General features: G+C 68.8%; 12 protein-coding genes. 10 read left to right on the top strand and 2 right to left on the bottom strand.

Annotated features, from left to right (window positions below; genetic code table 11):
- The first annotated feature begins 4 nt into the window (after positions 1-4).
- The 3 genes from infB to rbfA all read left to right on the top strand — a co-directional run bounded on the left by infB (position 5) and on the right by rbfA (position 3,726).
- The gene (infB, locus tag GRI72_RS01620; RefSeq protein ID WP_160732177.1) at positions 5-2,545 is read left to right on the top strand and encodes a translation initiation factor IF-2; all 2,541 of its coding nucleotides are present in this window, start codon (positions 5-7) and stop codon (positions 2,543-2,545) included.
- 64 nt (positions 2,546-2,609) lie between these two features.
- On the top strand, positions 2,610-3,305 hold the full coding sequence (locus tag GRI72_RS01625; protein WP_160732178.1) for a glutamine amidotransferase: 696 nt from the start codon (positions 2,610-2,612) through the stop codon (positions 3,303-3,305).
- A gap of 19 nt (positions 3,306-3,324) precedes the next feature.
- Positions 3,325-3,726, top strand: a complete 402-nt coding sequence (gene rbfA, locus GRI72_RS01630) for a 30S ribosome-binding factor RbfA (protein ID WP_160732179.1) — start codon at positions 3,325-3,327, stop codon at positions 3,724-3,726.
- 43 nt (positions 3,727-3,769) lie between these two features.
- Here rbfA and GRI72_RS01635 read toward each other — a convergent pair whose 3' ends face one another.
- Complete coding sequence (locus GRI72_RS01635) at positions 3,770-5,413, bottom strand: AbgT family transporter (protein WP_160732180.1); 1,644 nt, start codon at positions 5,411-5,413, stop codon at positions 3,770-3,772.
- Positions 5,414-5,552: 139 nt separating this feature from the next.
- Between GRI72_RS01635 and GRI72_RS01640 the strand changes: the two genes are divergently transcribed.
- From GRI72_RS01640 to GRI72_RS01670, 7 genes are all read left to right on the top strand, one after another.
- On the top strand, positions 5,553-6,482 hold the full coding sequence (locus GRI72_RS01640; protein WP_160732181.1) for a bifunctional helix-turn-helix transcriptional regulator/GNAT family N-acetyltransferase: 930 nt from the start codon (positions 5,553-5,555) through the stop codon (positions 6,480-6,482).
- A gap of 53 nt (positions 6,483-6,535) precedes the next feature.
- Positions 6,536-7,114: a thymidine kinase gene (locus tag GRI72_RS01645; protein ID WP_160732182.1), complete on the top strand. Its 579-nt coding sequence runs from the start codon at positions 6,536-6,538 to the stop codon at positions 7,112-7,114.
- Positions 7,115-7,167: 53 nt separating this feature from the next.
- Entirely contained in the window at positions 7,168-7,851 is a 684-nt protein-coding gene (locus tag GRI72_RS01650; protein WP_160732183.1) for a site-2 protease family protein, read from the top strand.
- Complete coding sequence (truB, locus tag GRI72_RS01655; RefSeq protein ID WP_160732184.1) at positions 7,844-8,848, top strand: tRNA pseudouridine(55) synthase TruB; 1,005 nt, start codon at positions 7,844-7,846, stop codon at positions 8,846-8,848. Before GRI72_RS01650 ends, truB begins: the two co-directional genes overlap by 8 nt.
- A gap of 5 nt (positions 8,849-8,853) precedes the next feature.
- Positions 8,854-9,123 (top strand): 30S ribosomal protein S15, encoded by a 270-nt coding sequence (gene rpsO / locus GRI72_RS01660; protein WP_160732185.1) that lies wholly within the window; start codon positions 8,854-8,856, stop codon positions 9,121-9,123.
- Positions 9,124-9,352: 229 nt separating this feature from the next.
- Positions 9,353-11,641, top strand: a complete 2,289-nt coding sequence (gene pnp, locus GRI72_RS01665; RefSeq protein ID WP_160732186.1) for a polyribonucleotide nucleotidyltransferase — start codon at positions 9,353-9,355, stop codon at positions 11,639-11,641.
- Positions 11,642-11,747: 106 nt separating this feature from the next.
- Positions 11,748-12,431, top strand: coding sequence for a spermidine synthase family protein (locus GRI72_RS01670; protein ID WP_160732187.1), 684 nt, complete (start codon positions 11,748-11,750; stop codon positions 12,429-12,431).
- A gap of 13 nt (positions 12,432-12,444) precedes the next feature.
- On the opposite strand, the gene GRI72_RS01675 is transcribed toward GRI72_RS01670, so the two are convergent.
- A complete protein-coding gene (locus GRI72_RS01675) occupies positions 12,445-12,969 on the bottom strand; it encodes a DUF1993 domain-containing protein (protein WP_160732188.1) in 525 nt (174 codons plus the stop codon).
- Positions 12,970-12,998: the final 29 nt, after the last annotated feature.

Genomic DNA, 12,998 nt, shown 5'->3' on the forward strand with positions numbered 1-12,998 from the left:
TTTTATGAGCGACAGTGACGACAAACGCCCCCGCAAGCCGCTCGGCCTGAAACGGTCGGTGGACGCGGGCGAGGTCAAGCAGACCTTCAGCCACGGGCGGACCAACAAGGTCGCGGTCGAGGTCAAGCGCCGCCGCAAGCTCGTCAAGCCGGGCGAGGCCGCGCCGCCCCCGCCGCCGTCTCCCCCGCCGCCGCCGCCTCCCCCGCCGCCGCCCGCGGCGGAGAAGAAGCCTGCGCCGAAGAAGGCCGCCCCGCCGGGTGAAACGCCGCAGGAACGCGTCGCGCGTCTCCAGCGCGAGGCGGAGGAAGAGCGCCTGCGCCTGGCCGAAGAGGCCCGCCGGCGCGAGGAAGAGGCGGCCCGCAAGGCGGCCGAAGAGGAAAAGCAGCGCGCCGAGGAAAAGCGCAAGGCGGCCGAGCGCGCGGAGCAGGAAGCCGCGCAGAAAGCTGCCGAGACGAAGGAAGAGGCGAAGGAAGCCGAGCCGGCCCCCGCCGCCGATGCCTCCGCCGCCGATGCCCCGGCCCCGGCCGGCGGCGCGGCCAAGGCGCCTGCCGCACCGGCCCCGCGCCGCTTCACCCCGGTCGCCCGGCCCGAACCGAAGAAGCCCGAAAAGAAGAAGAAGGACGACAAGCGCGCCGGCACCGAACGTTCGGAGAAGCGCCGCTCGGGCCGCCTGACGGTGACCAAGGCGCTGAACGAGGACGAGGGGCGCCGCGCGCGCTCGCTCGCCGCGCTCAAGCGTGCGCGCGAGAAGGAACGCCGCCTCCAGGGCGGCCCGTCGAAGCCGCGCGAGAAGCAGTCGCGCGACGTCGTCGTGCCCGAGGCGATCACCGTCCAGGAACTCGCCAACCGCATGGCCGAAAAGGGCGCCGACCTGGTGAAGGCCCTGTTCAACATGGGCATGATGGTCACCGTCAACCAGACGATCGACCAGGACACGGCGGAGCTGCTGGTCGAGGAGTTCGGCCACAACATCAAGCGCGTTTCGGAAAGCGATGTCGATATCGACACCAGTTCCGACAAGGACCCGGAAGAGACGCTGAAGCCGCGCCCGCCGGTGGTCACCATCATGGGCCATGTCGATCACGGCAAGACCAGCCTGCTCGACGCGCTGCGCGGGACCAATGTCGTGCGCGGCGAAGCCGGCGGCATCACGCAGCACATCGGCAGTTACCAGGTGAAGACCAAGGGCGGTGACGCGATCACCTTCCTCGACACGCCGGGCCACGCCGCGTTCACCGAGATGCGCGCGCGCGGCGCCAACGTGACCGACATCGTCGTGCTGGTCGTGGCCGCCGACGACGGGATCATGCCGCAGACGGTCGAGGCCATCAATCACACCAAGGCCGCCGGCGTCCCGATGATCGTCGCGATCAACAAGGTGGACAAGGAAGACGCCAATCCCCAGCGCGTGCGCGAGCGCCTGCTGGAGCACGAGGTGATCGTCGAGGCCCTGTCGGGCGACGTGCAGGACGTGGAGATCTCGGCGCTCAAGGGCACCGGGCTCGACGAGCTGCTGGAAAAGATCGCGCTCCAGGCCGAACTGCTGGAGCTGAAGGCGAACCCCGACCGCCCGGCCGATGCGACGGTGATCGAGGCGCAGCTCGACAAGGGCCGCGGCCCGGTCGCGACCGTGCTCGTCACCCGCGGCACGCTGAAGCGGGGCGACACGTTCGTGGTCGGGACCGAGAGCGGCCGCGTGCGCGCGATCGTCAACGACCAGGGCAAGCAGATCAAGGAAGCCGGCCCCTCGATGCCGGTCGAGGTCCTCGGCCTCGGCGGCGTGCCGATGGCGGGCGACCAGCTGACCGTGGTCGAGAACGAGCAGCGCGCCCGCGAGGTGAGCCAGTATCGCCAGGAGAAGGCGACCGAGAAGCGCACCGCGCTCGCGCCGACCAGCTTCGACACGATGTTCAACAACCTCCAGTCGAACGTCATCGAGTACCCGGTCCTGGTCAAGGCGGACGTGCAGGGCAGCGTGGAGGCGATCAACTCGGCGCTGCACAACCTCTCGAACGACGAAATCAAGGTCCGCGTGCTCCACGCCGGCGTCGGCGCGATTACCGAGAGCGACGTTCAGCTCGCGGCCGCGTCGAAGGCGCCGATCATCGGCTTCAACGTGCGCCCCAATGCCAAGGCGCGCGAACTGGTGAAGCGCGATGACGTGCGGATGATGTACTACGACGTCATCTATCACCTGACCGAGGAAATCGCGAAGGAGATGGCGGGCGAACTGGGGCCGGAGCGGATCGAAACCGTCGTCGGCCGGGCCGCGGTCAAGGAAGTGTTCCGTTCGGGCAAGAAGGACAAGGCGGCCGGCCTGCTGGTCGAGGAAGGCGTCATCCGCAAGGGGCTCCACGCGCGCCTCACGCGCGAAGATGTCATCGTCAGCGCGACCACCATCGCCTCGCTGCGGCGCTTCAAGGACGACGTGGACGAAGTCCGCGCGGGTCTCGAATGCGGCGTGGTCCTGGCCGACACGAACGACATCAAGCCGGGCGACCAGCTCGAGGTGTTCGAAGTGGAAGAGCGCGAACGGACCCTGTAACGCCAGGGGCGGGCGCGGCGTCGCCCGCCCGCGCCGCCGGGTCGATCGTCGCAGGGGGTAAGGTATGCCGTCGGTTCTCGCCATACGCCACCTGGGCTTCGAGCATCTCGGCGTGTGGCACGGCGCGCTGGAACGGCGCGGGTTCGAAATCGCCTATCGCGATCCGGCCCGGGCCGATCTTGCGTCGATCGATGCGGCCGAGCCCGATCTCCTGGTCGTGCTCGGCGCGCCGATCGGTGCCTTCGACGACGCGCATTATCCGTTCCTGGCCGGCGAGGTGGCGCTGATCGAACGGCGGCTCGCGTCGCGGCGGCCGCTGCTGGGCATCTGCCTGGGCGCGCAGCTCCTGGCCCGGGCGCTGGGGGCGGGCGTTTCGCCGATGGCGGAAAAGGAAATCGGCTTCGGCCCGCTCACGCTGACCGATGCGGGCGCGGCCTCGCCGCTGCAGTGCCTGGAAGGGTGGCCGGTGCTGCACTGGCACGGCGACCAGTTCGAGGTGCCCGAAGGCGCGACGCTGCTCGCCGCGAGCGAACGTTGCCCGCACCAGGCCTTCGCCATCGGCTCGCGGGTGCTGGGCCTGCAATGCCATCTCGAAGCCGATGCCGCGGAGATCGAGGCATGGTTGGTCGGGCATAGCGCCGAGCTGCTGGCGAGCGGCGGCGATCCGCGCACGATCCGGGCCGACGCGGCGCGGTTCGGCCCGACGCTGGCCGATCGCGCGGAAAAGGTGCTCCATCGCTGGATGGAAGGGTGGGAATAGAGGATGACAGGCGACTGACATGGCCGGAAAGCAATCGACCCCCGAACAGCAATCGGTCCGCGTGCTCAAGGTGGGCGAGCGGGTGCGGCATATCCTGTCCGAACTGCTCGCGCGCGGGGAGGCGCACGACGAGGTGCTGACCGCGCATTCGGTCAGCGTCACCGAAGTGCGGATGACGCCCGACTTGCGCAATGCCAAGGCTTACGTGAAGCCCCTGCTGGGCGAGGACGAGGCTGCCGTGCTCAAGGCGCTGCGGACCAACACCGCCTTCTTCCAGCGCGAGGTGGCCAGGCGCCTCGGCCTCAAGTTCGCGCCCCGGCTGCAGTTCCAGCCCGACGAGAGCTTCGACGAGGCCGCGCGGATCGAGCGCCTGCTGAACGACCCGAAAGTCGCGCGCGACCTCGACGAAAGCGACGAATGACCCAGGGGGCGTCCGGCCGGCGGGCCGGACGCGCCCTGGGCCCTTACTCCGCGATCGCCGGGCCGGTCGGCTGGATCGTCGCCGGGCTTTCGATGAAGACGCCCGCGCCCGGCCCCAGCGGCAGGTCGAGCATGACCCAGCCGATCGTCATGGCCAGGCCGGCCAGCAGCAGCCCGATCGAATAGGGCAGCATCGTCGCGGCCAGGCTGCCGAGCCCGAAATCCTTCTGCCAGCGCTGGCAGAAGATCAGGATCAGCGGGAAATAGACCATCAGCGGGGTGATGATGTTCGTCGCCCCGTCGCCCACGCGGTAGGCGGCAGTCGCCATCTCGGGCGAGATCCCCAGCAGCATCAGCATCGGCACCAGCACCGGGGCGAGAAGCGCCCATTTCGCGCTGGCCGAGCCGACGAAGATGTTGAGCACGGCCGCGACGACGACGATCGCGCCGAGCAGGGCCCACGAGGGCAGGCCCGAGTTGCCGAGGAAGTCGGCCCCGTTGACCGCGAGGATCAGGCCCAGGTTCGACCAGGCGAACATCGCGACGAAGTGCGCCGCCGCGAAGGCGAGGACGAGGTAATAGGCGAGGTCTTCCATCGCGCCGGCCATCATTTTCACCAGCCCGCGGTGATCGTCGATCGTCCCGGCCGCCTTGCCGTAGGCCCAGCCTGCCAGCAGGAACAGGAGGAAGAATCCGGCCACCAGGCTCTGGTAGAACGGCGTCAGCCGCGCTTCGGGCGTTGCGGTCTCGTCGATCAGCGGGGTGCCCGGGCCGAGGGTGAAGAACAGCCACAGGCCGACCACGAACAACACGGCGAGGCCGGCCATGCGCAGGCCCCGGCGCTCCGGCGCGGTCAGCTCGCGATCGCCTTCGTCGCTCACGGCCGGGGCTGCCTCGCCGCGCTGTTCGGGCGAGACACCCTGTCCGGCCATGGCCGCATTCCACGGGCCCAGGCGCGGTTCGATCACGCGATCGGTGACGTACCAGATCACCGGCAGGAAGACGCCCGTCATCGCGGCGATGAAATACCAGTTGCCGGCAATGTTGGCGGTGAAATCGCCGAACACGGTTTCGACCGAAGCCTCGGTAATGCCGAACAGCAGCGCGTCGAGCTGCCCGGGCAGGAGGTTGGCCGAAAAGCCGCCCGAAACGCCGGCGAAAGCGGCCGCGATCCCGGCCACCGGGTGCCGGCCCGCGGCGTGGAAGATGATCCCGGCGAGCGGGATCAGCACGACGTAGGCCGCATCGGCGGCGAGGTTGCCGATCATGCCCACCAGCGCCACGATCGGGGTGAGCAGGAACGTCGGCGCGTTGCGCACGCCCGCGCGCATCGCCGTCCCGAACAGCCCGGCCCGTTCGGCGACACCGGCCCCCAGCATGACCACCAGGACATAGCCGAGCGGGTGGAAGTGGGTGAATGTCGCGGGCATTTCGACCCACAGCCGACGGATGTTCTCGGGCGAGAGCAGGCTGGTGGCGGCGATCACCCGCGCCTGCCCAGTCGCTTCGTCCACCTCGGTCGGGTGGAGCGCCGACCAGCCGAGCAGGCTGGCGATCGCCGAGATCGCGACGAGGCCCGCGATCAGCCAGAAGAACAGGAACACCGGATCGGGCAGCTTGTTGCCGCTTCGCTCGATCCAGCCGAGAATGCCCTTCTGCGCCGGGGTGGTTGCCGCGTTGTCTGCCACTGCTCGATCCTCTTGCTCGCTCTCTTCCGCCGATCGCTAGCATCGCCGCGCGGCGATGTCGCCCCGATTAACCGGCGCGGTCCCCAGCCGCCGGCCGATATTAGTTGACGATGGCAACTAATATCGGCACGATCGCGCCATGGCTTCCCCCGAACTTTCGCCGATCGACGAGACCGTCGTCCGCCTCAGGGCTTTCAACCGCGGTTTCTCGCAGATCATGGGCCTGCTCGAACCGCGCTACATGGGCAGCGAGATGTCGCTGGTCGAGGCGCGCGTGCTGTACGAGATCGCGCAGCGCCAGCCGGTGCTCGCGCGCGATATCGCGGCCACGCTGCGGCTCGATCCCGGCTATCTCAGCCGGATCGTTCGCCGCATGATCGATCGCGGCCACGTGGAGCGGGGGCGGGGGGACGATGCGCGCCAGCGGCCGCTGGTGCTGACCGAGGCCGGGCAGGCGGCCTTCACCGCGCTCGACCGCGAGACGGCGGCCCGGGCGGCGCGCCTGATCCGCCCGCTGGGCGACGACCGGGCGCGCGAACTGGGCGCCCGGCTGGGCGAAGCCGGGGCGCTGCTCTTTCCCGGCGGTGCGGGCGAATGGCGCCTGCGGCCGTTCGAGGTCGGCGACATGGGCCTCGTCACCGCGCGGCAGGCGATGTTCTATCACCGGGCTTACGGCTGGGATCGCGGGATGGAGGCGCTGATCGGCGAGATCACCGCCGCCTTCCTGCGCGATTTCAGGCCCGGGCGCGAACAGTGCTGGATCGCGGAGCGCGACGGGCGGATGCTCGGCTCGGTCTTCCTGGTGGAGGAGGATGCCGCGACCGCGCGGCTGCGGTTGCTCTATGTCGAGGAAGAGGCGCGCGGCACCGGTATCGGGCGCGCCCTGGTGCGCCGGTGCAGCGATTTCGCGCGCGAGGCCGGCTATCGCCGGATCGTGCTGTGGACCCACGCCGTGCTGGAAAGCGCGCGCCGCCTCTATGCCTCCGAAGGCTACCGGATGGTCAGCGAGCACGAGCACGACGATTTCGGCAAGCCGGAGCGGAGCGAGAACTGGGTGCTCGAACTGTGAGCAATCGCGGCCGCGCGATTGGCAGGCGGGCGGCGGCGGCCTAGCGAGCGGGCATGGCCAAGCTCTATTTCTACTACGCCAGCATGAACGCGGGGAAATCGACCACCCTGCTGCAGGCCGATTTCAACTATCGCGAGCGCGGGATGCACACGATGTTGTGGACCGCCGCGCTCGACGACCGCGGCGGGCAGCAGGCGATCGAAAGCCGGATCGGGCTGGGCGCGGACGCCCACCGCTACGACGCGCAGACCGACTTGTGGCAGCGCGTGACCGCCGCGCACCGCGCCGAACCGGTCGGCTGCGTGCTGGTGGACGAGGCGCAGTTCCTGACCCGCGAACAGGTCTGGCAATGCGCGCGCCTGGCGGACGAGGCGGGCATTCCCGTGCTCTGTTACGGCCTGCGGACCGATTTCCAGGGCGAGCTCTTCCCGGGATCGGTCGTCCTGCTGGGGATCGCCGATGCCCTGATCGAGCTGAAAGCCGTGTGCCATTGCGGCCGCAAGGCGACGATGAACCTGCGGGTCGATGCCGGGGGCGGGGCGGTGCGGCAGGGCGCGCAGACGGAAATCGGCGGCAACGATCGCTACGTCGCGCTGTGCCGCCGCCACTTCTCGCAGGCGCTGGCCGCGTGAGCGCCAGCCCGACGCGCTTGGCCCTGGCCGTCGCAGCCCCTATCTAGCCCGCCATGACCGAAACCCTGATCCTCGCCGCGATCCTGATCCCGTGCCTGATCGTCGCGATCGTCTTTCACGAGGTCGCGCATGGCTGGACCGCGCTGGCGCTGGGCGATCCGACGGCGAAGGAGCAGCGGCGCCTGTCGCTGAACCCCATCCGCCACGTGGACCCGGTCGGCACGCTGATCGTGCCGGGCGCGCTGGCGCTGTTCGGCGGCCCGGTGTTCGGCTGGGCCAAGCCGGTCCCGGTGCGCAAGGACCGGCTGGACAACCCGCGTTACGGCATGATGGCCGTGGCCGCGGCGGGTCCGGGGACGAACCTGGTGCTCGCCGCCGTGGGCGCGGTCGTGCTGGGACTGGTCGCGGCCTCGCTCGTCGCGCCGCCGGCCGGTGCAATGGAATGGCTGGTCACCGGCCTCAACTATTTCATCGTCATCAACATCTTCCTCGCGCTGTTCAACCTCCTGCCGATCCCGCCTTTCGACGGGTCGCATATCGTCGAGGGGCTGCTGCCGCGCTCGATGGCGGCGCAATATGCGCGGCTGCAGCAGATCGGCATGTTCCTGCTGATCGCGCTGATCGCGATCACCTGGGCCTTCCCCGATAGCGGGGTGATCGAGAACGTCGTCCTGCCCCCGGTCGAGTGGCTGCGCGAGAAATACCTGATGCTCGCGCTGTGGATCGCCGGTGGCTGACCGCGCGGGCAGCCATCCGGCCTCGGGCTGGCTGATCCTCGACAAGCCGCGCGGCCTCGGTTCGACCCAGGCGGTCGGCGCGGTCAAGCGCAACTTGCGCGAGGGCGGCCATGCGAAAACCAAGGTCGGCCACGGCGGCACGCTCGATCCGCTGGCCGAAGGCGTCCTGCCGATCGCGCTGGGCGAGGCGACCAAGCTCGCCGGGCGAATGCTCGATGCCAGCAAGGTCTACGAGTTCACGATCGCCTTCGGGGAGGAAACCGACACGCTCGATGTCGAAGGGGAGGTGACCGCGCGGTCGGGCCGCCGGCCGCCGATCGCCGCGGTGGCGGCGATCCTCGAGCATTTCACCGGCGAGATCGAGCAGGTTCCGCCCGCCTATTCGGCGGTGAAAGTCGATGGCCGCCGCGCCTACGACCGCGCGCGTGCGGGCGAGGCGGTGGAGATGAAGACGCGCACGGTCACGGTCCACGCGCTGTCGCTGGCGAACGGGCGCGAGGAGGCCGCCCCGCGTTCGGCCTTCGCGGCCGAGGCCGGGCGCCCCGACCCGTTCGATCCGCGCGCGCCGCTGGAGCTGGCCGACAGCGTCACCCTGGTCGCCCACGTTTCGAAAGGCACGTACGTCCGCAGCCTTGCACGGGACATCGCGCACGCCCTTGGCACGGTGGGGCACGTCACGTACTTGAGGCGCGTGAAGGCCGGCCCGTTCGCGCAGGATCAGGCGATTTCGCTGGACAAGCTGAACGAAATCGGTAAGGGCGCGCGGCTTGAAGACCTTCTCCTGCCGCTGGAGGCGGGGCTGGACGGTATCCCGGCCCACGATCTCGATCCGGAAAGCGCGCAGGCGGTCCGCCAGGGCCGGGTCCTTTCCGGAATGCCCCATCCCGACGGGCTCCTGCTCGCGAAATCCGGCGGTGTGCCGGTCGCGCTGATGGAAGTGACGGCGGGGACGGCGAAAGTCGTCAGGGGCTTCAACATCCCCGATACCGCGGAGTGATACGAATGTCGGTTACCGCCGAGAAGAAGACGGAAATCATCAAGGACAACGCCCGTGGCAACAGCGACACGGGCAGCCCCGAGGTGCAGGTCGCGATCCTTACCGAGCGTATTCGCAACCTGACCGAACACTTCAAGGATCACCACAAGGACAACCATTCGCGCCGCGGCCTGCTGACGATGGTCAACAAGCGGCGCAGCCTGCTCGCCTATCTCAAGAAGAAGGATGTCGAGCGGTACAACGCCCTGATCCAGAAGCTGGGTCTGCGCAAGTAACGAAGAATGCTTCGGCCCGCTTCGGCGGGCCGTTTCGCATCCACCGCCCGCCCGGGGCAGGTGGCAAGACCCTTCCCGCCCGCGGGAAGACAGCGAAATGGGGGCGCGGCTCGTAATTCGACGGGCATCGCCTTTTGGGGCACGAATGAACGCCCCGCACCGGACCGGGACGGAATCCCCGGCAGCAAACCCCGCCAGGCAATAGGGCCGGCGGGTCGAAGGAAAACGCATGTTCGACACGAAAACCGTATCGCTGGAGTGGGGCGGAAAGACCCTCACTCTGGAAACCGGGCGTATTGCCCGACAGGCCGATGGCGCCGTTCTGGCGACCTACGGCGAAACCGTGGTGCTTTGCGCCGTGACCGCCGCCAAGTCGGTCAAGGAAGGGCAGGATTTTTTCCCCCTTACCGTCCACTACCAGGAGAAGTTCTCTGCCGCGGGGCGCATCCCGGGCGGCTTCTTCAAGCGCGAGGCGCGCCCGACCGAGAAGGAAACGCTGACCAGCCGCCTGATCGACCGGCCCGTCCGCCCGCTCTTCCCCGAAGGGTTCTACAACGAAATCAACGTCATCGCCCAGGTCCTCTCCTATGACGGCGAGACCGAGCCCGATATCGTCGCGATGATCGCCGCCTCGGCCGCGCTCACCATCTCGGGTGTGCCCTTCATGGGCCCGATCGGCGCCGCGCGCGTCGGCTTCCGCAATGGCGAGTACGAGCTGAACCCGAGCCAGGCCGCCGCGCTCGACGACGAAGGCCGCCTCGACCTGGTCGTCGCCGCGACGCAGGACGCGGTGATGATGGTCGAATCCGAGGCCAAGGAACTGACCGAGGACGAGATGCTCGGCGCGGTCATGTTCGCGCACGAGGAATCGAAGAAGGTCATCGGCGCGATCATCGACCTGGCCGAACAGGCCGCCAAGGAACCGTGGGAACTGCCCGCCCGGGAAGACCACGGCGAGATGAAGGACGCGATCCGCGCCATGATCGGCGACGACATCGCGAAAGCCTACAAGACGACGAGCAAGTCCGACCGTTCGGACATGCTCAATGCCGCGCGCGAGAAGGTCAAGGCGCACTACTCGTCGGACGAATTCGACGGGCAGCAGCTGATGACCGCGATCAAGCTGACCAAGAAGCTCGAGGCGGAAATCGTCCGCGGCGCGATCCTCAAGGAAGGCACCCGGATCGACGGCCGCAAGGTGGACCAGGTCCGCCCGATCGAGGCGACCGTCGGCCTCCTGCCGCGCACCCACGGTTCGGCGCTGTTCACCCGCGGCGAGACGCAGGCGATCTGCACCACGACGCTGGGCACCAAGGACGCCGAGCAGATGATCGACGGGCTGGAAGGCCTTTCGTACAGCCACTTCATGCTGCACTACAACTTCCCGCCCTATTCGGTGGGTGAAGTGGGCCGATTCGGCTTTACCGGCCGGCGCGAGATCGGCCACGGCAAGCTGGCCTGGCGCGCGCTGCACCCCGTCCTGCCCAAGCACGAGGACTTCCCCTACACGATCCGCGTGCTGTCGGACATCACCGAGTCCAACGGCTCCAGCTCGATGGCCACCGTCTGCGGCGGCTGCCTGGCGATGATGGACGCCGGCGTTCCGATCGAGCGCCCGGTTTCGGGCATCGCGATGGGCCTGATCCTCGAAGGCGACGACTTCGCCGTGCTCAGCGACATCCTGGGCGATGAGGATCACCTGGGCGACATGGACTTCAAGGTCGCCGGCTCCGAAGCGGGCATCACCTCGCTCCAGATGGACATCAAGATCGCCGGCATCACGCAGGAGATCATGAAGACCGCGCTGGAGCAGGCCAAGGCCGGCCGCGCGCACATCCTGTCGGAGATGACGAAGGCGCTGGGCTCCGCCCGCACCGACGTGTCGAAGCACGCGCCGCGGATCGAGACGATGCAGATCGACAAGTCGAAGATCCGCGACGTCATCGGCACCGGCGGCAAGGTGATCCGCGAGATCGTGGCCGAAACCGGTGCCAAGGTGGACATCGACGACGAGGGCGTGATCAAGATCAGCTCTTCCAACCTCGACGAGATCGAGGCGGCGAAGAACTGGATCCTCGGCATCGTCGAGGAGCCGGAAGTGGGCAAGATCTACACCGGCAAGGTCGTCAACATCGTCGATTTCGGCGCCTTCGTGAACTTCATGGGCGGCAAGGACGGCCTCGTCCACGTCTCCGAGATGAAGAACGAGCGGGTCGAGAAGCCGACCGACGTCGTGTCCGAAGGGCAGGAAGTGAAGGTCAAGGTCCTCGAGATCGACCAGCGCGGCAAGGTCCGCCTGTCGATGCGCGTGGTCGACCAGGAAACCGGCGAGGAGCTGGAGGACACCCGTCCGCCCCGCGAACCGCGCGGTGACCGGGGTGATCGCGGTGGCCGTGGCGGTGACCGTCGCGGCGGCCGCGGCGGCGGCCGCGATCGCGGCCCGCGCCGCGACCGGGGCGGCGAAGGCGGCGGAGAGGGTGGCGGCGAGAGCCACGTCCCCGACTTCCTGAAGGACTGATCCCCGTCGCGCGGTTCCCTGCCTTGGGCACCGGGCGAAGACGGAAACGAGGAAAGGGGCCGCGAGACGATCGCGGCCCCTTTTCGCCATTCATGGAGACTTGCCCATGTTGCCCCGCGAGACACTTGCCACCGCGCGCATTCCCGGCGGCGACACGCTGACCCTGGTCGGCCACGGGCGCGATTTCGTCATCATGCTCGGCCGCGACGAGCTGATGGGAACGCGCATGCGCTATTCGGAGGAACAGCTCGCCTGCCTGACGCTGGAACAGGTCGCCGCGCCGGCCCCGCGCGTGCTGATCGGCGGCTATGGCATGGGCTTCACCTTCCGCGCTGCGCTCGCCGCGCTGCCCGCCGGCGGGCGCGTCGTCGTCGCGGAAGTCGTGCCGGAGATCCTCGACTGGGCGCGCGGGCCCCTGGCGGAGCTGACCGGTGATTGCCTGGACGATCCGCGCGGCGAAGTGGCGATCGCCGACGTCGCGGCCCTGGTGGACGACGCGGTGGACGGTACGACGGCCCGTTACGACGCGATCCTGCTCGACGTGGACAATGGCCCCGACGGCATCGTGCGCGAGGGGAACGAGCGGCTCTATACCCGCACCGGCATTGCCCGTCTGCGCGATGCCCTGGCCCCGGGCGGGATGCTGGCCGTCTGGTCGGCCGCGCCCGATCACAAGTTCACGCGCCGCCTCAGGGACGCGGGCTTCGCGGTCGAGGAGCGGACCGTCCGCGCGCGGCCCAACAACAAGGGGCCGCGCCACACGATCTGGTTCGCCCGGCGCCCCGGCTGACGGCCCCGGCCGATCAGCCCGCGGCCAGCCGCATCCGGCCGAGGAAGTCGCGCTTGCCCACTTCGACCCCCTTCATCCGCAGGATGTCGTAAGCTGTCGCGGCGTGGAAATAGAAGTTCGGCTGGCTGAAGCTCAGCAGGAAATCCTCCGCGGTGAAATCGAGGGCGAAGTCGCGGATCTCGAACCGCATCGGGCGCCCGATCCATTCCTCCATCTCGGGCTCGCCGACCGCTTCCAGCGCGGCGAGAGCGCCGTCCAGCATGTCGCGCAACCCGTCGAAGCTGTCGGGCGGCGTCGTCATGTCGGGGCTGAACAGGCCCGCGCGCACGCCGTCGATCGCGCCCTTCGTGTGCACGGCGACGCTCTTCACCTGGTAATCGAAGGCGAGCATGTCCTCGATCAGGCGCCCGCCGATCACTTCGCCGTGGCTGCACCCCTTCTCGCCGCACCAGGCCTCCGCCTTGTCGACGAGCCCCCTGGCGGTGCCGAGCATCTGCAGGGCGCTGGGGACGAAGGCGGCGTGAAGCGAAAGCGGCATCGGTTATTCTCCCGTATGGCTGGTCCGGG

The sequence above is a fragment of the Pelagerythrobacter marinus genome, assembly GCF_009827515.1.
In the GTDB taxonomy this organism is placed as follows: Bacteria; Pseudomonadota; Alphaproteobacteria; order Sphingomonadales; family Sphingomonadaceae; genus Pelagerythrobacter; species Pelagerythrobacter marinus.